Origin of the sequence: Streptococcus sp. 9.1 (genome assembly GCF_016648815.1) — a bacterium.
GTDB classification, from domain to species: domain Bacteria; phylum Bacillota; class Bacilli; order Lactobacillales; family Streptococcaceae; genus Streptococcus; species Streptococcus salivarius_E.
In genome coordinates, this window is record NZ_JACLQS010000002.1 from 78,043 (window position 1) to 101,924 (window position 23,882).

Annotated in this window: 24 protein-coding genes, 1 other RNA gene and 1 pseudogene; 21 read left to right on the forward strand and 5 right to left on the reverse strand. The window is 40.8% G+C overall.

Features of this window, described 5'->3' with window-relative positions; all coding sequences use genetic code 11:
- The first annotated feature begins 62 nt into the window (after window positions 1-62).
- The 5 genes from pbp2a (at window position 63) to H7T93_RS02570 (ending at window position 4,134) form a co-directional block, all read left to right on the forward strand.
- Entirely contained in the window at window positions 63-2,390 is a 2,328-nt protein-coding gene (gene pbp2a / locus H7T93_RS02550) for a penicillin-binding protein PBP2A (RefSeq protein WP_037600184.1), read from the forward strand.
- 48 nt (window positions 2,391-2,438) lie between these two features.
- The gene (gene rpmG / locus H7T93_RS02555) at window positions 2,439-2,591 is read left to right on the forward strand and encodes a 50S ribosomal protein L33 (protein ID WP_002886472.1); all 153 of its coding nucleotides are present in this window, start codon (window positions 2,439-2,441) and stop codon (window positions 2,589-2,591) included.
- Window positions 2,592-2,599: 8 nt separating this feature from the next.
- Entirely contained in the window at window positions 2,600-2,776 is a 177-nt protein-coding gene (gene secE, locus H7T93_RS02560) for a preprotein translocase subunit SecE (RefSeq protein WP_002883656.1), read from the forward strand.
- A gap of 200 nt (window positions 2,777-2,976) precedes the next feature.
- A complete protein-coding gene (gene nusG, locus H7T93_RS02565) occupies window positions 2,977-3,516 on the forward strand; it encodes a transcription termination/antitermination protein NusG (RefSeq protein WP_002883644.1) in 540 nt (179 codons plus the stop codon).
- A gap of 129 nt (window positions 3,517-3,645) precedes the next feature.
- On the forward strand, window positions 3,646-4,134 hold the full coding sequence (locus H7T93_RS02570) for a phosphatase PAP2 family protein (RefSeq protein ID WP_048673942.1): 489 nt from the start codon (window positions 3,646-3,648) through the stop codon (window positions 4,132-4,134).
- Window positions 4,135-4,265: 131 nt separating this feature from the next.
- Here the strand turns inward: H7T93_RS02570 and H7T93_RS02575 are convergent, their stop codons facing one another.
- Window positions 4,266-5,075, reverse strand: a complete 810-nt coding sequence (locus tag H7T93_RS02575; RefSeq protein WP_201041437.1) for a Cof-type HAD-IIB family hydrolase — start codon at window positions 5,073-5,075, stop codon at window positions 4,266-4,268.
- Complete coding sequence (locus H7T93_RS02580) at window positions 5,068-5,835, reverse strand: DeoR/GlpR family DNA-binding transcription regulator (RefSeq protein ID WP_201041617.1); 768 nt, start codon at window positions 5,833-5,835, stop codon at window positions 5,068-5,070. Before H7T93_RS02580 ends, H7T93_RS02575 begins: the two co-directional genes overlap by 8 nt.
- A 193-nt stretch (window positions 5,836-6,028) precedes the next feature.
- On the opposite strand from H7T93_RS02580, the gene leuS reads away from it, so the two are divergent.
- Window positions 6,029-8,530 carry a leucine--tRNA ligase gene (gene leuS / locus H7T93_RS02585; RefSeq protein ID WP_195917918.1) on the forward strand — a complete coding sequence of 834 codons (2,502 nt, stop codon included), beginning with the start codon at window positions 6,029-6,031 and terminating at the stop codon, window positions 8,528-8,530.
- A gap of 174 nt (window positions 8,531-8,704) precedes the next feature.
- Window positions 8,705-9,118: a YjdF family protein gene (locus H7T93_RS02590; protein ID WP_195917919.1), complete on the forward strand. Its 414-nt coding sequence runs from the start codon at window positions 8,705-8,707 to the stop codon at window positions 9,116-9,118.
- Window positions 9,119-9,211: 93 nt separating this feature from the next.
- Here the strand turns inward: H7T93_RS02590 and H7T93_RS10025 are convergent.
- Window positions 9,212-9,364 (reverse strand): annotated as a pseudogene (locus H7T93_RS10025) (GTP cyclohydrolase); the annotation flags it as partial.
- A 101-nt stretch (window positions 9,365-9,465) separates the two neighbouring features.
- Between H7T93_RS10025 and H7T93_RS02595 the strand changes: the two are divergent.
- The 11 genes from H7T93_RS02595 to pepC all read left to right on the forward strand — a co-directional run bounded on the left by H7T93_RS02595 (window position 9,466) and on the right by pepC (window position 19,415).
- Entirely contained in the window at window positions 9,466-10,332 is an 867-nt protein-coding gene (locus H7T93_RS02595; protein WP_195917920.1) for an ATP-binding cassette domain-containing protein, read from the forward strand.
- Window positions 10,332-11,174, forward strand: coding sequence for an ABC transporter permease (locus tag H7T93_RS02600; protein ID WP_195917921.1), 843 nt, complete (start codon window positions 10,332-10,334; stop codon window positions 11,172-11,174). The genes H7T93_RS02595 and H7T93_RS02600 overlap by 1 nt, the downstream gene beginning before the upstream one ends.
- Window positions 11,175-11,192: 18 nt before the next feature.
- Window positions 11,193-11,648, forward strand: coding sequence for a LytTR family DNA-binding domain-containing protein (locus H7T93_RS02605; RefSeq protein WP_002886486.1), 456 nt, complete (start codon window positions 11,193-11,195; stop codon window positions 11,646-11,648).
- Between the two features lie 9 nt (window positions 11,649-11,657).
- Window positions 11,658-12,089, forward strand: coding sequence for a DUF3021 family protein (locus tag H7T93_RS02610; protein WP_195917922.1), 432 nt, complete (start codon window positions 11,658-11,660; stop codon window positions 12,087-12,089).
- An 80-nt stretch (window positions 12,090-12,169) separates the two neighbouring features.
- A complete protein-coding gene (locus H7T93_RS02615) occupies window positions 12,170-12,880 on the forward strand; it encodes a MerR family transcriptional regulator (protein WP_118189625.1) in 711 nt (236 codons plus the stop codon).
- Between the two features lie 211 nt (window positions 12,881-13,091).
- Complete coding sequence (locus tag H7T93_RS02620; RefSeq protein WP_022496577.1) at window positions 13,092-13,775, forward strand: ABC transporter ATP-binding protein; 684 nt, start codon at window positions 13,092-13,094, stop codon at window positions 13,773-13,775.
- A complete protein-coding gene (locus H7T93_RS02625) occupies window positions 13,744-15,045 on the forward strand; it encodes an ABC transporter permease (protein WP_195917923.1) in 1,302 nt (433 codons plus the stop codon). The genes H7T93_RS02620 and H7T93_RS02625 overlap by 32 nt, the downstream gene beginning before the upstream one ends.
- A 184-nt stretch (window positions 15,046-15,229) precedes the next feature.
- Entirely contained in the window at window positions 15,230-16,684 is a 1,455-nt protein-coding gene (locus H7T93_RS02630; RefSeq protein WP_155124058.1) for a nicotinate phosphoribosyltransferase, read from the forward strand.
- An 11-nt stretch (window positions 16,685-16,695) separates the two neighbouring features.
- Entirely contained in the window at window positions 16,696-17,517 is an 822-nt protein-coding gene (gene nadE, locus H7T93_RS02635; RefSeq protein WP_064521153.1) for an ammonia-dependent NAD(+) synthetase, read from the forward strand.
- Window positions 17,518-17,532: 15 nt separating this feature from the next.
- Entirely contained in the window at window positions 17,533-17,976 is a 444-nt protein-coding gene (locus tag H7T93_RS02640) for a DUF805 domain-containing protein (protein WP_064521155.1), read from the forward strand.
- Between the two features lie 101 nt (window positions 17,977-18,077).
- Window positions 18,078-19,415 (forward strand): aminopeptidase C, encoded by a 1,338-nt coding sequence (gene pepC, locus H7T93_RS02645; RefSeq protein WP_175057384.1) that lies wholly within the window; start codon window positions 18,078-18,080, stop codon window positions 19,413-19,415.
- Between the two features lie 103 nt (window positions 19,416-19,518).
- Here the strand turns inward: pepC and pbp1a are convergent, their stop codons facing one another.
- Both pbp1a and recU read right to left on the reverse strand, forming a co-directional pair.
- Window positions 19,519-21,813 carry a penicillin-binding protein PBP1A gene (gene pbp1a / locus H7T93_RS02650; RefSeq protein ID WP_049545695.1) on the reverse strand — a complete coding sequence of 765 codons (2,295 nt, stop codon included), beginning with the start codon at window positions 21,811-21,813 and terminating at the stop codon, window positions 19,519-19,521.
- Window positions 21,813-22,409 carry a Holliday junction resolvase RecU gene (gene recU / locus H7T93_RS02655; protein WP_002886506.1) on the reverse strand — a complete coding sequence of 199 codons (597 nt, stop codon included), beginning with the start codon at window positions 22,407-22,409 and terminating at the stop codon, window positions 21,813-21,815. Before recU ends, pbp1a begins: the two co-directional genes overlap by 1 nt.
- A gap of 76 nt (window positions 22,410-22,485) precedes the next feature.
- On the opposite strand from recU, the gene H7T93_RS02660 reads away from it, so the two are divergent.
- From H7T93_RS02660 to rnpB, 3 genes are all read left to right on the forward strand, one after another.
- Window positions 22,486-23,001 (forward strand): DUF1273 domain-containing protein, encoded by a 516-nt coding sequence (locus H7T93_RS02660; protein ID WP_201041618.1) that lies wholly within the window; start codon window positions 22,486-22,488, stop codon window positions 22,999-23,001.
- Between the two features lie 108 nt (window positions 23,002-23,109).
- A complete protein-coding gene (gene gpsB / locus H7T93_RS02665; RefSeq protein WP_002883687.1) occupies window positions 23,110-23,442 on the forward strand; it encodes a cell division regulator GpsB in 333 nt (110 codons plus the stop codon).
- Window positions 23,443-23,456: 14 nt separating this feature from the next.
- Window positions 23,457-23,824: RNase P RNA component class B (gene rnpB, locus H7T93_RS02670), an RNA gene on the forward strand.
- Window positions 23,825-23,882: the final 58 nt, after the last annotated feature.

Sequence of the window (23,882 nt, forward strand, 5' to 3'; positions counted from 1 at the left end):
TTCATTATATCATGAACGTTTAAAAGAGGACAGAATCTGTAAAAACTTGGTATAATAGGGTTATGACATTTTTTGATAATCTAAAAAACAAACTTTTTAAAGAAGAAAATAGCGGAAAGGGTAAGGATTCCCAGCCTGCTGAAAAATCGAAGAATTTACAAAATAAGATAAAGGGACTCTTCGCTAAGAAACCTGATGAGGTTGAACAAGCCGTTGAAGACCTAGATATGTCTCAGGAAAGTCAAGAGACGTCACGTTATCAACGTTCTAAGCAAAAGAAACCTATTGATACGACCAAACCTTTAGGTAAGGTTCAGGCGTTCTTGAGCAAGTTTACACTTTCGCCAAGAAATCCTATTCGCCGTTTCTGGCGTCGTTATCATATTGGTAAAATTCTCTTTATCATGGTAGCAGTGCTGGTTCTGACAGTAGGTTCCTACCTTTTCTATATTGCCAAGACGACCAATGTTTCAGATCTTCAAGATGCCTTGAAAGCAACTACGGTTATCTATGACAAAGAAGGCAATCAAGCTGGTTCTTTGTCAGGGCAAAAAGGGACTTATGTGGAGCTGGATGCCATTAGTGATAGCCTAGAGAACGCTGTTATAGCAACCGAGGACCGTACCTTCTATGAAAATAGCGGTGTTAACGTCAAGCGATTCCTCTTGGCCATTGTATCTATGGGACACTTTGGTGGTGGTTCGACCATTACCCAGCAGTTGGCTAAAAATGCCTTCTTGACCCAAGAACAGACTGTCACTCGTAAGGCCAAGGAATTCTTCCTCTCTTTGGAATTAACCAAGAAATATAGCAAGCAAGAAATCCTTACCATGTACCTCAATAATGCCTACTTCGGCAATGGGGTTTGGGGTGTTGAAGATGCTAGCCAAAAATACTTCGGGACAAGTGCTGCCAATCTAACCGTTGATGAAGCAGCGACCCTCGCGGGTATGCTTAAGGGACCTGAAATTTACAACCCAATCGATAATATCAAAAATGCGACCAACCGTCGAAACACTGTCCTCGCAAATATGGTTGATGACAAGAAGTTGAGTCAGGCAGATGCCGACAGTGCGGCTGGAGTTGATATGGCTAGTCGTCTGGATGATACCTATCAAGGGACTGGCGATGACTACAAGTATCCGTCTTACTTTGATGCCGTCATTGAAGAAGCTACGAAAACTTATGGCTTGAGTGAGGATGAAATCGTTAAAAATGGCTACAAGATCTACACAGAGATGGATGCCAACTCACAAGCTAACATGCAGCAAACCTACGAAAATACTTATCTCTTCCCTACATCAGAAAGTGATGGTAGTACAGCTCAGTCAGCTAGTGTGGCACTTGATCCAACAACTGGAGCTGTCCGCGGTCTGGTAGGTCGTGTAGGTGGTACCAGTGATACAACCTTCCGTAACTTTAACTATGCAACTCAAGGGAAGCGTAGTCCTGGTTCAACTATCAAACCTTTAGTGGTCTATGCCCCAGCTCTGGCTTCAGGATGGAGCATCAATAAGGACCTTCCGAATAAACCAATCGACTATAATGGCTATACTCCAACCAACTACGGTGGTGTTGAGACAGAGGATGTGCCCATGTATCAAGCTTTGGCCAACTCCTACAATATCCCAGCAGTTTACCTCTTTAATCAAATCGGTATTCAAAAAGGGATCAGTTACGGTCAAAAATTCGGTCTCAACTTTGACAATGTTCCAGAAGAACTGGGAATTTCACTTGGTGGTGGTGTGACAGCTAGTCCTCTTCAAATGGCTCAGGCATATGCGACCTTTGCTAATGGTGGTGAGATGAACACAGCTTATTTCATCACTAAAATTGAAAATGCCAGTGGTGACATTATTGCTACCCATAGTAAGAAGTCTAAACGTGTTATTAGCCAGTCAGTAGCTAACCAGATGACCAGCATGATGCTTGGTACCTTCTCAAATGGTTCTGCTGTGAATGCCAACTACACAGGTTACACGATGGCAGGTAAGACAGGTACTGTTCAGGCTGAATTTAACAAGGATTTGACTAGTGACCAGTGGGTGATTGGTTATACTCCTGATGTGGTTATGACGACTTGGATTGGTTTTGATAAGACTGATGAGAGTCACTACCTAACAGGAGCTAGCTCGGGAACAGCTTCGACAATCTTCAGCTACATCGCTGCGGATGTTTTGCCAAATACACCAGGAACTGAGTTTACCGTTGAAAATGCCTATGCAGCTGATGGTCAAACACTAGACTATACGGCAGATCCAAATGACTCGCGCAATAGCAGTAACAAGTCATGGACAGACAAGGCATCAGACGTTGTGAATGACGTTAAAGATCAAGCAAGCAGTCTTTGGGATAAGATTACAGACTCCTTCTCAGGTCTATTCAGATAGCTTGTCAATTGCATTTAAAAGTGGTAAGATAAAAAGAACGGAGGCGTTATGGCACAGAAAAAAGCAAGCCTAGCGTGTGCTGAATGTGGGAGCCGAAACTACTCAATTAATGTGAGTAGCACTCCCAAACCAACACGACTAGAAGTTAACAAATTTTGTAAACATTGTAAAAAATACACCTTGCATAAGGAAACAAGATAGGAGACACCGTGAGACAAACTGGAAGTATTTTCAAAGTCTTGAAAGACACGACTTGGCCAGACCGTAAACAACGCTGGCACGATTTTATTTCAGTTCTTGAGTATACTGCGTTCTTCACTGTCATCATCTATGCGTTTGATGAATTGTTGAGTCGCGCTATGTCAGCACTGATTAACTTTTTCTAAAGAAAACACAAAAAGAGTGGGAATGCCTGCTCTTTTTTGTTATAATAAATGCAGATAAAAGCGAGAACGAGGGCCACCAGGCTTTTTTATTACGCTTTGAATTAAACCATAGACATTCATTGACATTTAACACTCGAAGCTAGAGGATAGCTAGCCGAAGGTGTTTAAGTGTCATTTAGAAAAAAGAAAGGAATCCTAAAATGCTAGATTCATTCGACAAGGGCTGGTTCGTCCTTCAAACCTATTCAGGATACGAAAACAAAGTTAAAGAAAACCTTTTGCAACGTGCCCAAACTTATAACATGCTTGAAAATATCTTGCGTGTTGAAATCCCAACTCAAACGGTCAATGTTGAGAAAAACGGTAAAGTTAAAGAAGTAGAAGAAAACCGCTTCCCTGGTTACGTTCTTGTTGAGATGGTAATGACAGACGAAGCCTGGTTCGTTGTCCGTAATACTCCGAACGTTACTGGTTTCGTTGGTTCTCACGGTAACCGTTCTAAACCAACACCACTTTTGGAAGAAGAAATCCGTCAAATCTTGATTTCAATGGGTCAAACCGTTGATGTCTTTGATACTAATATCAAGGTTGGTGACGTGGTTCAAATCATCGATGGTGCCTTTATGGGTCAAGAAGGCCGTGTTGTAGAAATTGAAAACAACAAGGTTAAAATCATGATTAATATGTTTGGTTCAGAAACAGCTGCTGAACTTGAACTTTACCAAATCGCTGAACTTTAAGATAGACAAAAAGAGGTTGGCTAAGAGACTTCAACCTTGGAAGACTATCTCATTAAACTTGAGGGGAGAGGCTAGAAGCTAGATTTTTGAAATTTAGTTCTGTGTCACTCCCTTTTTTTCTAACGGATGATGATGAATTACAAACGATTTTACGATAGGATTAGCGGTCCTTTGCGTTCTTACGCTAAGGTTTTAGAAGGGTTGAACAGGCTTATAACTAGGACTTTTTACCTGCTTTTTCCTATATTTCTTATTTGGGTTTGGCTAAGGAATGGTTGGTTTGTTCTCTCTACGACGGTGCTTATTATGGGGGGAGGCTTTTTCCTTCTTTCTCTTGGTCGTAGCCTCTACAATCGACCGCGTCCATACCAGACCTGGGCTATTCAACCCCTTATTAAGAAGGACAGTCTGGGTAAGTCCTTTCCCAGTCGGCATGTTTTCTCAGCGACTGTCATTGCTATGTTGGCACTGATGCTTAACCCATGGCTAGGTGGGGCTATGCTTTTTCTGGCGGGGGCTCTAGCTTTTTTGCGCGTGCTAGGTGGTGTTCACTATCCTAGTGATGTTATGGCAGGCTATGCCATTGGGATTCTTGTAGGTCTCCTTCTTTATCTTTAGAAAATTTGGGTCTTCTTCGAGAGAGGAAGGCTTTTTTCGTTAAAAAAGGAAAGGCACCTCTAGGGCACCTTTCCTTTTGTTCTAAAATTCGAGTTGGCAATTAGAGGCTGTTCCCACCATTAGATATTAGCTTAGTTTAGGACATGTTCTCTAATAGCTTGAGCGACTCCATGCTCATCATTTGAAGCCGTTACTAAGTTTGCTGTTTCCTTAACCCCTTCAGGTGCATTGCCCATAGCAATTCCTAGGCCAGCTAGAGCTAGCATAGGACTATCGTTGAAGTTATCTCCGATGGTCATGACTTCTTCAAGAGGAAGGTCATAATATTTGGCAACTTCAAGGAGAGCGTGTTCTTTAGAAACATGTTTGGCTGTGACTTCAAGGTAGTTATCTTTAGATAAGTAGAAGGCTGTCTGTGGAAAATCCATGCTTAGGAGTTTTTGGTGGAGGTCTTGGATAACTTCAGCCTCATCAATCAACAATAGCTTGTGGATAGGTGGTTCTGAGTCTGAGACCGTGTCTTGCAGTTCCTTAATGATAGGAGATTCACCCGTGATACTTCCTTCTAACTGAGACCATTTGTCTAGTTCGTTGGTGATCCAGTCCTTGCCAGAGTAGATATTCACAGAGACACTTGGATAATCTGTGGATAAGTAGTTAAGAAGGTCTTGAATCTCAGCTTTATCCACAGGGTGCTGTATGATAGTACGATCACCCTCAAGTACTAAGGCACCGTTGTAGCAGGCGATAGGATTGTCATGAAGTCCTAGTTTATGAGCAATTGGTTGCATCCCCAGTGGCGAACGGGCAGAAGCTAAAACAAAGGGAATATTTGCCTTTTCAAGCTCTGGCATTACCTCAATCAGTTGCTCATCCACCTGGTGGTTACTAGTGAGAATAGTACCATCAATGTCACTGATAATCAAACGAATATTACTCATAATCGCTATCCTTTCCATCGTATAAAATCGTTACTTTATCTTTAAGAGACTCGACCAAATCAGGATCTGGTTCCTTATCTGTAATCCAGTAGTCAAAGTCTTCAATCTTGCCCAAGATATATTTGGAATGTTTTTCATATTTATCAGATTCAGCAATAAGTATCTTGGTTCGAGCAGCTTGCATGGCTAGTTGTTTGACAGCAACGTCCTCTTCATCTTCATAGCTGACCACTCCTTGACTGAGACTAGCCGCTCCGAAGAAGGCTAAGTCAAACTGTAGATGTTGCAAGAGCTGGGCTTCGTGAAGCGAATAGTAGAAGCGGTTTTTGCTGTAAAATCTTCCTCCCAAGAGATGAAAGTCGACGCCTTCTTTACCGCTTAGGACCAAGGCATTGTCCAAAGAGTGAGAGTAGACAATGACCTTCTTAGTCAATTTTTGTGAGACTTCAAGCATCAAGGTTGAAACATCGAAGAAGAGTAGAGATTGGTCCTTGACCAAGCTAAGCGCTAGGTCTGCCATTTTTTTCTTGTCTTCAGTGAGTCCTTTCTGACGTTCCTGGAAGCCAAGAACAGTGGTATTTTTTACTGGGAGAATGCCACCATGGGTACGCTGAGCCATATTCCTCTGGCTGAGGCAGTCGAAATCTCTTCTGACAGTGTCTTTGGAAACACCTAATGCGTCAACCATTTCCTTAACAGATAGGTTTCCGCGCTCCTCCAAAAGTGTTAATATTTTCTCTAATCGTTGTTCCTGATACATGAGTCACCTTCTTTCTGATACTAGTATAGCATCTTTTTGCTTTTTTGTTACATAAAAGCGCAAAAAAACTTAAAAAGAATGAAAAAAGTGCAAAATAGATTCAGGCGAATTTGCCTCTTAAAGTTCCCTTATCATCTTTAAAAATCCTTCAAAAATGCTATAATAGAAGCATTACGAATATTGGAGAGAAACCATGAGTTTTTACAATCATAAAGAAATCGAGCCTAAGTGGCAAAAATACTGGGCTGACCATCACACTTTTAAGACAGGAACAGATGCCTCAAAACCTAAGTTTTATGCGCTTGACATGTTCCCTTATCCATCTGGAGCGGGTCTTCACGTAGGACACCCAGAAGGCTACACAGCGACAGATATCCTCAGCCGTTTCAAACGTGCGCAAGGTTACAATGTCCTTCACCCAATGGGATGGGATGCCTTTGGTTTGCCTGCAGAGCAATACGCTATGGATACAGGGAATGACCCAGCAGAATTCACAGCAGAAAACATTGCCAACTTCAAACGCCAAATCAATGCGCTTGGATTCTCTTACGACTGGGACCGTGAAGTCAATACTACAGATCCAAACTACTACAAGTGGACGCAATGGATTTTCACTAAGCTTTACGAAAAAGGTTTGGCTTATGAAGCTGAAGTGCCAGTAAACTGGGTTGAAGAATTGGGAACAGCTATCGCCAACGAAGAAGTTCTTCCTGACGGAACATCTGAGCGTGGTGGCTATCCAGTTGTCCGCAAACCAATGCGCCAATGGATGCTCAAAATCACTGCCTATGCTGAGCGCTTGCTCAATGACTTGGATGACCTTGACTGGCCAGAGTCTATCAAGGACATGCAACGCAACTGGATTGGTAAATCAACTGGTGCCAATGTCACTTTCAAGGTGAAAGGAACAGACAAGGAATTCACCGTCTTTACGACTCGTCCAGATACTCTTTTTGGTGCGACCTTCACTGTTTTGGCGCCTGAACATGACTTGGTAGATGCCATCACAACACCTGAACAAGCTGAGGCTGTAGCTGATTACAAACATCAAGCCAGCCTTAAATCAGACTTGGCTCGTACAGACCTTGCCAAAGAAAAAACAGGGGTTTGGACGGGTGCTTATGCTGTCAATCCTGTCAATGGTAAAGAAATCCCAATCTGGATTGCTGACTATGTTCTTGCTAGCTACGGAACAGGTGCAGTCATGGCCGTACCTGCCCACGATGAACGTGACTGGGAATTTGCTAAACAGTTTGATCTTCCAATCGTAGAAGTGCTTGAAGGTGGAAACGTTGAAGAGGCTGCTTACACAGAAGATGGCCTTCACGTCAACTCTGACTTCTTGAACGGTCTTAACAAAGAAGAAGCGATTGCCAAAATCGTGGCTTGGTTGGAAGAAAAAGGCTTTGGTCAAGAAAAAATCACTTACCGTCTTCGTGACTGGCTCTTTAGTCGTCAACGTTACTGGGGTGAACCAATCCCAATCGTTCATTGGGAAGATGGCACTTCAACAGCTGTTCCAGAAAGTGACTTGCCACTTGTCTTGCCAGTAACCAAGGATATCCGCCCTTCAGGTACTGGTGAAAGCCCATTGGCTAACTTGACAGACTGGCTTGAAGTGACTCGTGAAGATGGTGTCAAAGGTCGTCGTGAGACGAATACGATGCCACAATGGGCAGGTTCAAGCTGGTACTACCTCCGCTATATCGATCCACATAACACAGAAAAATTGGCTGATGAGGACCTCCTCAAACAATGGTTGCCAGTCGATATCTACGTGGGTGGTGCAGAACACGCTGTGCTCCACTTGCTTTACGCTCGTTTCTGGCATAAATTCCTCTATGACCTTGGTGTCGTTCCAACTAAGGAACCATTCCAAAAACTCTTTAACCAAGGAATGATCTTGGGAACTAGCTACCGTGACCACCGTGGTGCTCTTGTGGCGACTGACAAGGTTGAAAAACGTGATGGTTCATTCTTCCACATGGAAACAGGGGAAGAATTGGAGCAAGCACCGGCTAAGATGTCTAAATCCCTCAAGAACGTTGTCAACCCAGACGATGTGGTGGAACAATACGGTGCTGATACCCTTCGTGTCTATGAAATGTTCATGGGACCACTCGATGCTTCAATCGCTTGGTCTGAAGAAGGTCTGGAAGGAAGCCGTAAATTCCTTGACCGTGTTTACCGTTTGATTACAAGTAAAGAAATCGTTGAGGAAAACAATGGCGCTCTTGACAAGGTTTATAACGAAACCGTTAAATCTGTTACTGAGCAAATCGAGTCTATGAAATTCAACACAGCCATTGCCCAACTCATGGTCTTTGTCAATGCTGCCAACAAGGAAGATAAACTCTATGTGGATTACGCCAAAGGCTTTATCCAATTGATCGCCCCATTTGCGCCTCACTTGGCGGAAGAACTCTGGCAAACAGTCGCAGAAACAGGTGAGTCTATCTCTTATGTAGCTTGGCCAACATGGGATGAAAGCAAATTGGTTGAAGACGAAATCGAAATCGTCGTTCAAATCAAAGGTAAAGTCCGTGCCAAACTCATGGTTGCGAAAGACCTTTCACGCGAAGAGTTGCAAGAAGTCGCTCTTGCTAATGAAAAAGTCAAAGCAGAGATTGATGGCAAGGAAATTGTGAAAGTGATTGCGGTACCTAATAAACTCGTTAATATTGTTGTAAAATAAAAATAAATCCTTTGGAGCTTAGCTCTGGAGGATTTTTTGTATTGCTGTATGCTATAATAATTCCAACTAAGATAAAAACACAGTTCTGGTTGGTAGTCCAGACGTAGGCGAGCCTATCAGTAACCTTCCTCCTTGGTTGTCCATTCTTAGGGATAGATATAAGGAGGTGCTGTCGTGGAAACAATTTCAATTGGATTGACAGTTTATTTTGAAGATGGATTTTGGCATGGTTTGTTCGAACAAGTGTATCGAGAAACTTATCAAGTTTGTCGTGTGACATTTGGTCAGGAGCCAAAAGATGATGAAATTCTAGAGATTTTACAGACTCAGTTTACTCAGTTATCTTTTAGTCCAGAAGCTATAGTTAAGCAACATGTAAAAATCAAGAATCCTAAACGATTACAGCGAGCTGTGAAGAAACAAGTAAAGCAGAAAGTTTCTTCTAAGTCGAAAGAACTATTGCAGTTGCAGTATGAGGCAAGGAAAAAGATTTCAAAACATCAATCTAGTGTCCAAAAACAATTGTTCAAACAAGAGAAATTTGAACGCAAACAGCAAAAACGAAGAGACAAGCATAAAGGACATTAATGTGTTTCTCTTTATAGAAACAGCTCTTTTCTAAATAGAAAGGAGCTGTTTTACTAGTATTGAAGAATAGATTTCAACTATTTCATAATCTAGTTACTTATCGTCAAAAGTTTTACTGATGATAGTTTCAAATTCAGGACAATACTTACTTGCCTCAAATTCAATGACATCATATTGGGCAATCTTATTTTGATAGAATGGATCGTGTGTAATGATTTCTTGAACAGCTTCTTTATTTTTAGCTCTTCCATCTCGCTACTTAGACTCTCAATTTAACCACTTATCCCCAAAAGCCGTTTTTTAAACGGCTTTTTTGCTAGACTGGTTCTATCAAAAGGAGAGAGAACATGATATTACAAGCTAAAAACATAAGCAAACGGTATGGGAACCACCTTGCTGTTGATAATATTCAATTACAATTTAAAAGAGGGACCTTCAATGCAATTCTAGGACCAAATGGGGCGGGGAAATCAACGACGATTTCCATGTTGATTGGTTTGAAACAACCAACGCAAGGTGAAATCATCTATGAACCAGGTACTAAAATTGGTGTGGTCTTCCAAACCAGTGTTTTAGATGAGATGCTGACGGTTAGGGAAAATCTGACCATTCGTGCGAAACAGTATAAAGGACTGAAACCCAATCGTGTGTCTGATCTCATTGGTCGGCTAGGCCTATCAGCTTTTCAAAAGCAGAAATATGGGACGCTTTCAGGTGGCCAAAAGCGTCGGGTTGACATTGCACGTGCTTTGCTCTCACAACCAGATATTCTGTTCTTAGATGAGCCAACGACAGGTTTAGATATCCAAACTCGGAAGTCTATTTGGGATTTGCTCTATCAATTGCAGAGAGAAGAGGGAATGACTGTTGTACTGACCACGCATTATCTTGACGAAGCGGATGAAGCTGATCAGATTTATATTGTGGACCATGGGAAAGTGATTGCTCAGGGATCGGCATTAGATATTAAGAGTCAGTATGCAAAAAACATCTTGAAGATTCGTTTCAAGGAGATAGAGCAGATAGAGAGTCTTAAAACTTCGGGAATGTCAGTAGAGCAACAAAGTCAAATGGAGTATGTTTTTCAACCCGAGAGTGAAAGGGAAGCTATTGATTACCTGGCACAAGTTAGAGATAGAATAGCCCATTTTGAGTTTCGTCCAGGGACCATGGATGACGCCTTTATTGCACTTACAGGAAGGGAGGTTCGCTAATGCTAGCCTTACTAAAGCGAAATTTTTTATTGTACTTCAGGAATCGTTCAGGAGTTTTCTTCTCCTTGTTGGGAGCCTTGATTTCCTTTATTCTCTATATTATTTTTCTTCAAAAAAATCTAACAGATGCTTGGAATCAGCTACCCAATAGTGGTCCTTTGTTAAATAATTGGTTAATGAGTGGGACGCTGGCTGTGACAGGGACAACGACGAGTCTGGCTGCCCTGACTCAGTTGGTAAAGGACCGTGAACATCAAGTAGATCAGGATCTTTATTTATCGAATCATGGGAAATGGCGGTTACCATTTTCGTATCTAGCGAGTGCAATCATCATTTCTTTTGCCATGCAGGTCCTTATGTATGTGCTGATGTGTGGCTATTTTAGAGAAGTGCCAAAATTATCCATACTACCTGAAGTACTCCTCATTATGTTGCTTAGTAGCCTGCTTTCTAGCTTAGTGAATGCCATTTTTGTTTACTTTTTCCAATCCGTAGACAGTCTTGGAAAGTTTGCGACCATAGTGGGGACAGCTTCTGGTTTTTTGGTAGGAACTTATGTACCTTTGGGCGTTTTACCTGATTTTGCACAACTACTAATGAAATGTACTCCAGCAACTTATATTGCATCACTTTATCGGCAAGTACTCATGAAAGAAACATTAACCTTGACCTTTAAAGGTCAAGGTAACCTTCTTCAAGAGTTTCAAGAAAAAATGGGCATTCAAATAAAGTGGCAAGCTTTGTTGACAAAGGAAAATACTTACCTTATAGTGTTAGGAGGTATTCTTCTGACAAGTATTCTTTGGATTGTTTTAGTGAAAAGAACTAGTCAGAAAAAATAAGTGAGAGTTGGAATAGGAATGAAACTTCGTTTTGAAGAAAAATCAGATATTTCGGCAAAGGATCCCTGTGTGGTCATCCAAGCAGAGCGATTGTCTGATCAAGCACGAGAGGTAATGGATTATCTCGAACAATTTTCAGTTGTAAATCAAGTGGTGATTCCTATTAAAACGGATGATCATTTGGTTATGGTAAAAATTGATGACATTATCCTAGCTGAGATTGATAAGAATGTGTTGACGATTTATACCGTAAACAATACCTATACGATGAGAGAGACACTGACAAACTTTCAGCATCGCATCAATCGTCGAAGTTTTTTACAGATATCACGTCATGCTGTTATGAATATAGACCATTTGGAATCCCTATCGGATAGTTTTTCTGGCAATATGATGGCTAAAATGACAGGTGGAGTTAAGTCCAGTGTCAGCCGAAAATATGTCAAATCCTTGATGGATTATTTAGGGGTGTAGGAGGAACCAATGAAACGTTTAATTGCTTATTTTGTATCCGGTGTGAGAACGGGATCGTTCTTTTACCTTGCACTCCTTTTACTTGGTCAATTATTTCCGCAGCTTATCTATCCCAAAGTTAATGTAGGAAATATTTTAGCCCTCTTTATGATGAGCGGTTTAATGGGAATGCTCTCGTGGATTTTGGAAGAGCTTGACCGCATATCGTATAGGCTTCGAATAATCTTGCATTTCTTGTTGACGGCGATTGTACTGATAGGGACTTGTTTAATATCAGGCTGGTATGAGGCTTTAACGAACCCTGCTATCTGGATTATTTTCATTTCCGTTTATAGTATTATCTGGCTATATCTCATTTGGCAAATGCATATGAGAACACAGCGTATTAATCAAGCTTTACTACATCGTCGAAGCCAGAAAAAGAAAAGTAAGAAATTATAGTAAACTTCAAAAAAAACTCTTTTTCCCCTTGACCCTCACGCCACGTCATACCCTATACTCTTAATCAGAGAGGAGTTCTAATGAAATCTGTAAAAGAAGTGAGCCAACTATCAGGTGTCAGTGTGCGCACCCTTCATTATTATGACGAAATTGATTTGCTGAAACCGTCGGTTGTGGCTGAAAATGGTTACCGTTACTATAATCGCGATGCGGTTGTCCGTTTGCAAGAAATATTGCTTTACCGTGAGTTAGACTTTCCTCTCAAAAAAATTAAGGAAATCGTAGGTCAACCAGGTTATGATAAAGTTCAGGCGCTTAGGGATCAGATTAAGCTCTTAGAGCTGAAAAAGTCCCGTTTGGAAGCTGTCATAGCGCATGCTAAGGCCTTACAAATGGAGGAAGAAGAAATGTCATTTGAAGCATTTGATCAAAAAGCTGTAGAAGCCTTTCAGGAAGAAGCTCAGGCTAGATGGGGTCAGACAGAAGCTTATCAAGCTTTTGCGGCTAAGGAAGAGGAGTCCTTCCCTGAAGTTACAAAAGAGATGACTACAATCATGTCTACCTTTGGACAGCTCAAGGAGTATAATCCTGGTGATGATAGTGTTCAGAAGCAAGTAAAGGCGTTACAAGACTATATTAGTCAGCATTTTTATCCATGTGACCAAACGGTATTAGCTGGTCTAGGTCAGATGTATCAAACAGATAATCGCTTCTCTAATTTTATTGATAAAGTCGGAGGAGCAGGGACTGCCGCCTTTCTCGCAGAAGCTATTCGTATTTATTGTCAATAAACTAAGGCCAAAGTCTATAAGACTTTGGCTTTTTTCATGCCATAGTGACATTTATGTCACTATTTTTATAATCATTTAATGTTTATAATTAATGTATCGTTTTAGAAGGTGATTAGTTAACTGTTTCTGTTATTTTGCTTGAAATTTTCTTGCAGATAATCAGATAGAAACTAATCAAATTCTAACCTAAACCAAATTTACGGAGGGAATCATGTCCATTTTAACCATCGACCACATCTCAAAGTACTATAATCTCGACGGTACGAATCAAGAGCGCGCTTTGAACGATGTTACGCTTGAGATTGCACCAGGAAAGATCACTGCTATCTACGGTCCATCTGGCTGTGGTAAGACCAGTCTGCTTAGTATTATTAGTGGCTTGGATAGTCAGTATCAGGGAAATCTTTATTTCAAAAATCAAAACATGCGAGATTTTTCAGAGCGTGACTTGACCTATTTTAGAAAGGCTCACATTGGCTTTGTCTTTCAAAATTTCAATCTTATCTCTCATCAATCAGTCCTTGAAAATGTCAAGATGCCTCTTTACGTTAAAAATATGACTGATAAAGAGATGGCCGAGATTGCGGAAAGGGAGCTTAGCCGTCTTGGAATCGGAGACTTTATCAAGAAAAATGTTAAGCAGCTTTCTGGTGGGCAAAAACAACGTGTGGCCATTGCCCGTGCCCTAGTCAATAATCCAGAAATGATTGTGGCTGATGAACCAACAGGTTCTCTTGATTCTCAGTCTCAGGAAAATGTTCTCGAAATTTTTAAAGAGCTAGCCGAGGCAGGTAAAACTGTGATTATCGTAACCCATAACCCTGAAGTGGCGGATTATGCGGATGTTGTCATTAAAATGAAGGATGGTGAAGTCGTTGAAACAATCGAAAAATAAGGGGTTGACCCTCAAGAACAAGCTCAAATTGTCATTGAACAACTTTATGGAACGTAAGTGGCGTAATCTTTTGATTGCGACGGCAACTTCCATTGGTTTTATCGGTGTCCTAATTTCCTTTGGTTTGGGAAATGCTATTGTTGGTATGATTAATGACAGTACCGATGGTGGCAACATTCCATCCCAAATTCAGATTAGTCTTAGTGCTAAATCAGCAGCCAGAGGGGTTCTAAATGCGGATGACGAGAAGTTTATTCGTAGCCAGATTAAGAGTGATGACATTAAGTATTTGGAGAGTCCCTTCGGAATGAACATGGCAAGTCTTACCCTTGATGGCAAGACCATGGACTTCAGTAAGGACCTTCCTAACTATTCTCAGGTTATCAGTCTTTACAAGAACACAAAAATCTCTACATCTCGCAATGATAAGGATAAGATTTCAGCTGGGAAGCCTTTTAAATCTGCAGATGAAAAGGGCTTAACTCTTCCGATGAGTTTTGTCAAACGCTACAACCAAGAAACAGGGAAGAAGCTCAAGGCTAAAGACTTTATCGGTAAAGAAATTTCAGCTCAGATTGTTGAAAATACTGCTGAGGGAACTAAAGTAGCGGATATCAAGACTAAGATTGTCCGTATTGTTGATGACAGCGAGGATGCTGAAGAGAGCAATAGCTATATGCCAGCTAAACAATTGGAAGAATTGCTCAAAGAAAATGGCTTTACCAAAACAGTCTCTTACATGCTTTTGGAGCTCAAAGATCCAGCCAAGACTAAGGAAGTCACTAAAAAATTGCAGAAAAACAAGAAGTATCTGGTTCTTTCACAGCAGGCCATCCTAGATGTCATTATTAAATTCATCCGTGTGATCCAGGCCCTCTTGATTATCCTTTCGTCACAAGCTATCCTAGTTTCAGCTGTTATGATTGGAATTATCATCTATATTAATATTATGCAACGCTCAAAAGAGATTGGTGTTATGAAGGCTGTCGGTTATCTTAATCGTGACGTGAAAGCTATCTTTGTTTATGAGGCCCTATGGATTACGGGTACCTCACTAGCTCTTGCCCTCCTTGTATCGCAGGGTATTGGAAGCTTAGCCAACATGATTGTTTCACATCTCTACCCAAGTGTCAGCAAGGTGTTTGACCTAAATCTGACCTCAATTCTCATCATGTTTGGCTTCTCACTCTTGATGGGCTATGTGTCAGCCTACCTTCCAGCCCGTAAAATCAGTAAAATGGACCCTGTCGAGTCCCTAAGATATGAATAGAAATAAAGAGTAGTCTTCTTAGGCTACTCTTTTTTGTCAAAACAAGCATTAGAAAATTCGGAAAATCCAAACAATAATTAACTTTCTGAAAAGTGGAGACAATTGCTCAAAAATGCTATAATAGTCAGCATATACAGGCTATTAATAACAAAAAAAGAAGTACCTATTCGATAGGAGGAATTCCATGTATAAAGATGACAGTTTAACCTTGCACACTGACTTGTATCAAATCAATATGATGCAAGTTTACTTCAACCAAGGTATTCACAATAAAAAGGCCGTTTTCGAAGTTTATTTCCGTCAACTTCCGTTTAAAAATGGCTTTGCTGTGTTCGCAGGTCTGGAGCGTATTGTCAACTATCTTGAAAATCTGACCTTCTCAGAAACTGATATTGCTTATCTAAAAGATTTAGGTTATCCTGAGGATTTTCTGGACTATCTAGCCAACCTAAAACTCGAGTTGACTATCAATTCAGCACTTGAGGGTGATTTGGTATTTGCTAATGAACCGATTTTCCAAGTGGAAGGTCCCTTGGCCCAGTGTCAGCTTGTAGAGACTGCCTTGCTAAATATCCTCAATTACCAGATTCTTATTGCCACTAAGGCAGCTCGTATTCGTTCTGTCATTGAGGATGCTCCTCTGTTGGAATTTGGGACACGTCGTGCACAAGAGATGGATGCAGCAATCTGGGGAACACGTGCAGCCGTGATTGGTGGTGCTGACGCAACGTCAAATGTACGTGCCGGCAAGATTTTTGGAATCCCAGTTTCTGGGACTCATGCCCATGCTCTTGTTCAAGCCTATGGCAATGATTATGACGCTTTTAAAGCCTATGCATCTACTCATAAGGACTGTGTATTCCTTGTAGATACCTATGACACCCTTAAGATTGGTGTACCTAATGCTATCCGTGTCGCTAAAGAGCTAGGTGATAAGATTAATTTCTTGGGTGTTCGTCTTGATTCAGGTGACTTGGCTTATCTATCGAAGCAGGTCCGTAAGCAACTGGATGCAGCTGGTTTCCCTGATGCCAAGATTTACGCTTCAAACGACCTTGATGAAAACACCATCCTCAACTTGAAGATGCAAAAGGCCAAGATTGATGTCTGGGGTGTGGGTACCAAGCTTATCACTGCCTATGACCAACCAGCCTTGGGTGCTGTCTACAAGATTGTTTCAATCGAGGATGATCAGGGAGTCATGCATGATACTATCAAGTTGTCCAATAATGCTGAGAAGGTTTCGACACCAGGTAAGAAGCAAGTTTGGCGTATTACGAGTCGTGCTAAGGGAAAATCAGAAGGTGACTATATCACTTTCGCAGATACGGATGTTAATGCTTTAGATGAAATTAATATGTTCCACCCAACATATACCTACATCAATAAGACTGTTCGTGATTTTGATGCAGTGCCACTCTTGGTCCCAATCTACGACAAGGGGCAACTGATCTATGAGTTGCCAAGTCTTGATGAAATCAAGGCTTATGCGACTAAGGAATTGGACGAACTTTGGAATGAGTACAAGCGCGTGCTTAACCCTCAAGATTATCCAGTTGACTTGGCTAAAGATGTCTGGGATAACAAGATGACCTTGATTGATAATGTCCGTAAGAAAGCCCATGACTTGTCAGAGTAAAAGGAGAAATTATGACTTTGCAAGAAACTATTATTGCTCAACTAGGCGTTAAACCTAGCATTAATCCAAAGGAAGAAATTCGAAAATCCGTTGATTTTTTGAAGGCCTACATGCTCAAACATCCATTTCTTAAAACATATGTTTTGGGAATCTCAGGAGGTCAAGATTCTACATTGGCTGGTCGTCTGGCACAACTTGCGATTGAGGAGCTCCGTGCAGAGACAGGAAAAGACTATCAGTTTATCGCCATTCGTTTACCATATGGTGTCCAAGCAGATGAAGATGATGCCCAACGTGCTCTTGCTTTTATCAAGCCAGATGTGAGTCTTGCAGTTAACATCAAAGAAGCTGTAGATGGTCAGGTTTCTGAACTTGCCAAGGCAGGTGTCACTGTTTCTGACTTCAACAAGGGAAATATCAAGGCCCGTCAACGTATGATTACCCAATACGCGGTTGCTGGTGAAAATAGTGGGGCAGTTATTGGGACAGACCATGCCGCTGAAAACCTTACAGGCTTCTTCACAAAATTTGGTGATGGTGGTGCGGATATCTTGCCACTCTTTCGTCTAAACAAATGTCAAGGTGCAGCCCTTCTTGCAGAACTTGGTGCGGACAAGGCCCTTTATGAAAAAGTGCCAACAGCTGACTTGGAAGAGGACAAACCAGGAATCGCTGATGAAGTGGCACTTGGAGTGACCTATCGTGAAATTGATGACTACCTTGAAGGCAAGGAAGTCTCAGCCAAAGCTCAGGAAACGATTGAGTCTTGGTGGCGTAAAGGTCAACACAAACGTCACTTGCCGATCACCATTTTTGATGATTTTTGGAAATAAGAGGAGAAATGAGTTATGATTAAAGCTTATATTGATTTTTGGAAGCGTGCCTTTGACTTTAGAGGCCGTTCAACTCGTCCAGACTACTGGTGGGCTTACTTGGTTAATGTCATTATTATTACTATTCTTACTGTTTTTTGTGTTCTTATTCCTTTCTTCAGTAATGTTGATCTTAGTGACCCAGCTTTGTTGAATAATCCGACTGAACTGCAAAAAATAATTATCACCTACGCTTGGCCACTAATGATTTTTAGCTTAATTGAACTTATCCCTCAATTGTCTCTACAAATACGTCGTTTGAGAGATGCAGGATTTCATCCGGCTTGGGTACTTCTAAGTTATATAGGGCTTGTACCAATCTTGGCTATCTTCTCATTGATTGGAAGCATTGTCCTCCTTATCATGTCGTGTCAGCCAACGAAACCAGCACCTGAAGCGCAGTTTGATAAAGTGGAATAAGATTGTCATAACCCTAGGTTTTACCTAGGGTTATTTTTAAATTGAATTTTCAGAAATTAGTGATAAAATAGAGAAGAATAAGGCTTAAAAGGAGGAATCTTATGACTTCACTATCAACAGATTTCACAGATAAACTATTTGCAGACTATGAGGCCAATGCCAAATACAGTGCTATCGAAAATGCTGTAACTCACAATGGCTTGCTCAAATCCATCGAAACACGTCAATCAGAAGTTGAGAATGACCATGTTTTCTCAATCGATTTGACTAAAGATGAGGTGTCTAACCAAAAGGCTTCAGGACGTTGCTGGATGTTTGCGGCACTAAATACTTTCCGTCATAAATTAATCTCAGACTTTAAATTGGAAAGTTTCGAGCTTTCTCAAGCCCACACCTTCTTCTGGGACAAATATGAAAAATCGAACTGGTTCTTGGAACAAATCATTGCTACAGCAGATCAAGAGATTGGCAGTCGTAAGGTTAAATTCCTTTTGGATACCCCACAACAAGATGGTGGACAATGGGATATGGTCGTATCACTTTTTGAAAAATATGGTGTTGTGCCAAAATCAGTTTATCCAGAATCTGTAGCTTCAAGCAATAGTCGTGAGCTTAACCAATATCTCAATAAGCTCCTTCGTCAAGATGCTCAAATCTTACGTGACCTAATTGCCAGTGGTGCTGATCAAGCTACTGTTCAAGCTAAGAAGGAAGAGCTTCTTCAAGAAATTTTCAATTATCTTGCTATGACTCTTGGTTTACCACCACGTCAGTTTGATTTTGCCTACCGAGATAAGGATGACAACTATCAATCTGAGAAAAATATCACACCACAAGCATTCTTTGAAAAATATGTGGGTCTCAAACTCAGCGACTATGTGTCAGTTATCAACGCTCCAACAACTGATAAACCTTACGGAAAATCTTATACTGTTGAGATGTTGGGTAATGTTGTAGGTGCACCAAGTGTTCGTTATATCAACCTCCCAATGGACCGTTTCAAAGAGCTTGCTATTGCACAGATGAAGTCTGGAGAAACTGTTTGGTTTGGTTCAGATGTTGGTCAAGTTTCAGACCGTCAAAAAGGTATTCTTGCAACTAATGTTTATGACTTTACAGCTAGCATGGATATTAACTTGACTCAAGATAAGGCAGGACGTTTGGACTACAGTGAATCTCTCATGACTCATGCCATGGTATTGACTGGGGTTGATTTGGATGCCGATGGCAAACCTGTTAAATGGAAGGTTGAAAACTCTTGGGGAGACAAGGTTGGACAAAAAGGTTACTTTGTCGCTTCTGATGCCTGGATGGATGAATACACTTATCAAATCGTTGTCCGCAAAGACTTCCTTACAGCTGAAGAATTGGCAGCCTATGAAGCAGAGCCACAAGTACTTGCTCCTTGGGATCCAATGGGAGCCCTTGCTTCAAAATAAGATAATACATGAAAACACTGGAAATTTTCCAGTGTTTTTTATAGTTTCTTTAAAATCTATCGGTAAAAAAAGAGTTATCCAATCAGATAACCCTTTTTATTTCTTATTCTTCTGCTGTAGCAGTGTTTGAATTTGAATGTTCAGAGCCATTAGAAGAGGCCGATGTCGATGGATTTGTTGAAGCATCAGGACCGTACTGTTGACTATCTTGTGAACTTGATGAGTCACTGCTTTGGCTTGAGTCTAAACTTGATGATGAGCTAGATGTTCCAAGTGATCCTGTGTAAACATTTGATGTTGAAGAACCAGTAAGGAAGACATAGCTACCATTATTATAAACACCGCTAGGCATATCGAAATCTTCAGAACCCGCACCATACATCTGGTTAAGGTAGCTACTTGTTACACCATAGATTTGTTTAGCGATATCAAGGTCTGAATCATGAAGTGGTGTTTTACGATTTTTATAACCTGTCCAAATCGCCATAGAATACTTGGTATTGTAACCAACGAAAGTTTCATCTGGAACCATAAGGTAAGCGTAGACGCCACTTTCTTTTTGTACCTTGTAGTATTCATCGTCACCATAGTTAGATGTACCGGTCTTAGCAGCGTTGAACGTACCAGGGACATAAGCTTCAGTCGCTGTACCACCTGTCATTACTTGTTTCAACATGCTTGACATCATGTAAGCTGTTTGTGGTGACATGGCTTCAACACCTTTAGAATCAAATGATTTTGTTGAACCGTCTTCAAATTTGATTGATTTAATGTAAGAAGGTTTATAGTAAGTACCACCATTTGCAAAGGCTGCATAGGCTGCGGCCATTTTCTCACTTGACGCACCATACTTAGGATCTGCTGATGATGTTGAAGATGAGATGGCATTGGAGTAGAACATTTCTGGATACTCAATACCTAAATCTTTCAAGAAGGACTGGGCATAGTCCAACCCAACAGCTTGAAGAGCTTTAACGGCTGTTACGTTACGTGATTGTTGAAGTGCATAAGTCAATGAAATGCTTCCGTAATACTTACGGTCCCAGTTGTAAACTGGTGTTGAAGAACCTGGGAAATTGTAAGGATTATCGTAAACAGTCGTACCAGTGTTTGTATAAACACCTTTTTCAATAGCAGGAGCATAGTCAGTGATTGGTTTCATTGTAGAACCCCAGTCACGGTCTGTTTGAACAGCTTGGTTAGTAGCGAGGGCAATATTTTCATCTTGGTGACGTGATCCCAATTGAGCAACAACACGACCGTTAGTAACATCAATAATAGTAGAAGCAACTTGGAAACTATCATTTGGATAGTAGATATAGTCATCAGTATTATAGACGTTCCAGATATATTTTTGAATATCTGGATTAAGGTTAGTGTAGACGTCGAGACCTGCTGAGTAGATATCAGCATTGGCATCAGTAGCTACCTGCTCAATAACTTGTTTGATGTAGTTATCTAAGTATGGCTCATAGCTAGCTTTCTTCGTAAGTGGAAGAAGGCCATCTGATACATCAGTTGCTTTAGCTTGCTCGTACTCTTCTTTAGAAATATTCTTGTCTTCATACATTTCGTCAAGAACAGTGTTACGACGTTCTTTGGCAGCATCTGGATTAGCATAAGGGTCATATTGTGTTGGTGCCTGTGGAATACCAGCAAGAAGAGCTGCTTGGGCAACAGAGAGGTCGCTCAAGTCCTTACCGAAGTAAGATTTAGCCGCAGTCTTCATACCGTAGTAACCATTACCCATATAAACCTTATTAATATAGAAGGTCAAGATTTCTTGTTTAGTGAATTGACGCTCCATTTGGAGTGACAACCAGATTTCTTGTGACTTACGTTTAAGGGTTTGGTCAGAAGTGTTAGTTGAGAAGTAAGCCAACTTAATCAACTGTTGATCGAGTGTAGAGCCCCCTTGAGTGCTGCTACGACGAAGGTTGTTAACAGCTGCCCCCATGATACGGTAGACGTCAATCCCACGGTGTGTGAAGAAACGTTTATCCTCGATAGAGGTGATGGCATTAACTAGAGTTGTTGGAATTTCATCTGTTGATGCACTCTCACGTTTCTCAGCTCCCAAGTCGGCAATAAGACTACCATTAGCGTCGTAAATCTTACTTGAGTTTGTTGATTGCAGTTTGTTCTCGGTAAGTTTAGGAACACTGCTAACATAGTAGGCAAAGAGGCTACCACCAGCGATGACACAGACTACAAAGAAAGTAAGAAGTCCAATAAATCCATATTTTGCAATACGCCAGCCCAAACTTTGGTCTGAAGCGGCAGAGCGTTTTCCTTTGCTATAGCGAGAAGAATCTGAACGCTTGACCTTGATGTTTTTAGCACGTTTAGTCAAACCGTTAAGTGATTCTTTAAAGTTGCTGAAATTAAATTTAGCCATTATGTGTTACCACCTAATAATTTTTCAATGATTTCTAAGTAAGGAACTTGAGGATAAGCTGCTTCTGCAATTGCATAGCCTCTTTTTTTGATATAATCAAGAGGCATTGATTTCGTCCCTTTATCAATCTGATAAAAAGCGATTAAGTCTTTGGCAGGCAGAAGGTAGGTTTCCTTAAGCGTCGAGAAGTGAAGTAGCACGAAGCAGATCCCATCTTGACTGATGACCTGAGACATGTGCTCAATTTGATGCGCATGAAAGTTTTTCATAGGCATGGATGTCTTTTGTCGTGTCTCTTTGGCTTCAAAATCAATGTAGTATCCTTTGTAAACGCCGGAGTAGTCGGTAGTAGAAGCTTGTCTAAAGTAAGCTTCTACAATCTTTGCCCGTGAGCGTTTGGGATAATCGACTTTGACAATTTGAACAGGGGTAGGTTTTTTATGAATAACGGCTAAACCACGCGACAAATAGTAATCATTAGTCGCGTTAATAGCAGATTCAAAGCTCATCCCCCGATTGGCAAAGTCAACTCTATTTGATTTTTTAGGACGTACTTGTGCTATCTTACGAGATATCTGATGGGGATAGTTTACCATTTCTTTCCCTTCTTCTTTATAAGATATGCATAAAGACTATTTCATTATACCATAAAATGAATGAGGAAAACAACAAATGACATCACTACTGGTAACTGGCTATAAGAGCTTTGAACTCGGTATTTTTAAAGACAAGGATCCTAAAGTAACCTTTATCAAGAAAGTAATCAAGCGTGATTTGATGCGTTTCTTGGATGATGGTGTGGATTGGATGATTTTTACTGGGAACCTCGGTTTTGAATTTTGGGCACTAGAAGTAGCCAAAGAACTTCAAAAAGACTATCCTTTGAAGTTAGCGACCCTCTTCCCTTTTGAAACGCATGGCCAGAATTGGAATGAAACGAATCAAACAAAACTAGCAGCCTTTAAGCAGGTTGATTTTGTCAAGTACAGCTTCCCTGCTTACCAATCTCCAACACAGTTTAAACAATTTAATCAGTTTCTCATTGACAATACAGATCAAGCTTATTTATTTTATGAACCTGAAAATGAAACAAATCTGAAATATTTTTACGGTATGATGTTAGAAGCAAGGGATTATCCCGTATCTAGACTGACTTTTGATGACCTCAATGAAGTCATGTCGGAATAGGATATAATTGAATTTTAAACTTGCATTTTTATCTTTTTTTCTGTATCATAAGAACATTAGACAGTAAAGTATTAGTAAGTTAGATAAGACAAGTATTGGAGAATAAAAATGGCTAAGATTAATTTAACGCCCAAGAAAATCTACGAACAAGAATTTAAAACAAGCATGCGTGGATACGATAAAAAAGAAGTTGATGAGTTTCTAGACGATGTAATCAAAGATTACGGTGTCTATATTGCTCTAGTTAAGGAATTGCAAGAAGAAAATGCAAAACTGAAAGCTAAGACTTCATCAGCTCCTGCTAGTCGCCCAGCATACGCGAGTGCGACAAGTGAGCCATCACGTGCGAATGCCAATGTTGCTTCGGCTTCAAACTATGATATCTTAAAACGTATCAGTCGTTTGGAGAAAGAGGTCTTTGGAAAACAAATCGTCGAATAAAACTGGTTTGTGCAATTTTCGGATAATCGCATGGTTGCTAGTCTTCCATGAGGAAAGTCCATGCTAGCACTGGCTGTGATGCCAGTAGTGTTTGTGCTAGGTGAATTAATAAGCCTAGGGACTTGATTTTCAAGTTACGGCGAGTGAACTGGCTAAGTCTTTGGATAGGTTTTAGTAGCTCTGAAAGTGCCACAGTGACGGAGTTTTTAGGGAAACCTAAAAAGTGGAACGCGGTAAACCCCTCAAGCTAGCAACCCAAACTTTGGTAGGGGCATGGGATGGCTGGAAACGAACGGACCATCCTGACTGCTTTGCAGTAGACAGATGATTATCGAAGGAAGTGGTACCTAGTCACTTCTGGAACAAAACATGGCTTATAGAAAATTGCATATAGGTGAGGCTGGGACACATGTCTCAGCCTTCTTTTAGCAAGAATTCTC

Coding starts and splice junctions, on each gene's coding strand:
- pbp2a (WP_037600184.1), top strand. CDS start 63: ATGACATTTTTTGATAATCTAAAAAACAAACTTTTTAAAGAAGAAAAT.
- rpmG (WP_002886472.1), top strand. CDS start 2,439: ATGGCACAGAAAAAAGCAAGCCTAGCGTGTGCTGAATGTGGGAGCCGA.
- nusG (WP_002883644.1), top strand. CDS start 2,977: ATGCTAGATTCATTCGACAAGGGCTGGTTCGTCCTTCAAACCTATTCA.
- H7T93_RS02570 (WP_048673942.1), top strand. CDS start 3,646: ATGATGAATTACAAACGATTTTACGATAGGATTAGCGGTCCTTTGCGT.
- H7T93_RS02575 (WP_201041437.1), bottom strand. CDS start 5,075: ATGAGTAATATTCGTTTGATTATCAGTGACATTGATGGTACTATTCTC.
- H7T93_RS02580 (WP_201041617.1), bottom strand. CDS start 5,835: ATGTATCAGGAACAACGATTAGAGAAAATATTAACACTTTTGGAGGAG.
- leuS (WP_195917918.1), top strand. CDS start 6,029: ATGAGTTTTTACAATCATAAAGAAATCGAGCCTAAGTGGCAAAAATAC.
- H7T93_RS02595 (WP_195917920.1), top strand. CDS start 9,466: ATGATATTACAAGCTAAAAACATAAGCAAACGGTATGGGAACCACCTT.
- H7T93_RS02600 (WP_195917921.1), top strand. CDS start 10,332: ATGCTAGCCTTACTAAAGCGAAATTTTTTATTGTACTTCAGGAATCGT.
- H7T93_RS02605 (WP_002886486.1), top strand. CDS start 11,193: ATGAAACTTCGTTTTGAAGAAAAATCAGATATTTCGGCAAAGGATCCC.
- H7T93_RS02610 (WP_195917922.1), top strand. CDS start 11,658: ATGAAACGTTTAATTGCTTATTTTGTATCCGGTGTGAGAACGGGATCG.
- H7T93_RS02615 (WP_118189625.1), top strand. CDS start 12,170: ATGAAATCTGTAAAAGAAGTGAGCCAACTATCAGGTGTCAGTGTGCGC.
- H7T93_RS02620 (WP_022496577.1), top strand. CDS start 13,092: ATGTCCATTTTAACCATCGACCACATCTCAAAGTACTATAATCTCGAC.
- H7T93_RS02625 (WP_195917923.1), top strand. CDS start 13,744: ATGGTGAAGTCGTTGAAACAATCGAAAAATAAGGGGTTGACCCTCAAG.
- H7T93_RS02630 (WP_155124058.1), top strand. CDS start 15,230: ATGTATAAAGATGACAGTTTAACCTTGCACACTGACTTGTATCAAATC.
- nadE (WP_064521153.1), top strand. CDS start 16,696: ATGACTTTGCAAGAAACTATTATTGCTCAACTAGGCGTTAAACCTAGC.
- H7T93_RS02640 (WP_064521155.1), top strand. CDS start 17,533: ATGATTAAAGCTTATATTGATTTTTGGAAGCGTGCCTTTGACTTTAGA.
- pepC (WP_175057384.1), top strand. CDS start 18,078: ATGACTTCACTATCAACAGATTTCACAGATAAACTATTTGCAGACTAT.
- pbp1a (WP_049545695.1), bottom strand. CDS start 21,813: ATGGCTAAATTTAATTTCAGCAACTTTAAAGAATCACTTAACGGTTTG.
- recU (WP_002886506.1), bottom strand. CDS start 22,409: ATGGTAAACTATCCCCATCAGATATCTCGTAAGATAGCACAAGTACGT.
- H7T93_RS02660 (WP_201041618.1), top strand. CDS start 22,486: ATGACATCACTACTGGTAACTGGCTATAAGAGCTTTGAACTCGGTATT.
- gpsB (WP_002883687.1), top strand. CDS start 23,110: ATGGCTAAGATTAATTTAACGCCCAAGAAAATCTACGAACAAGAATTT.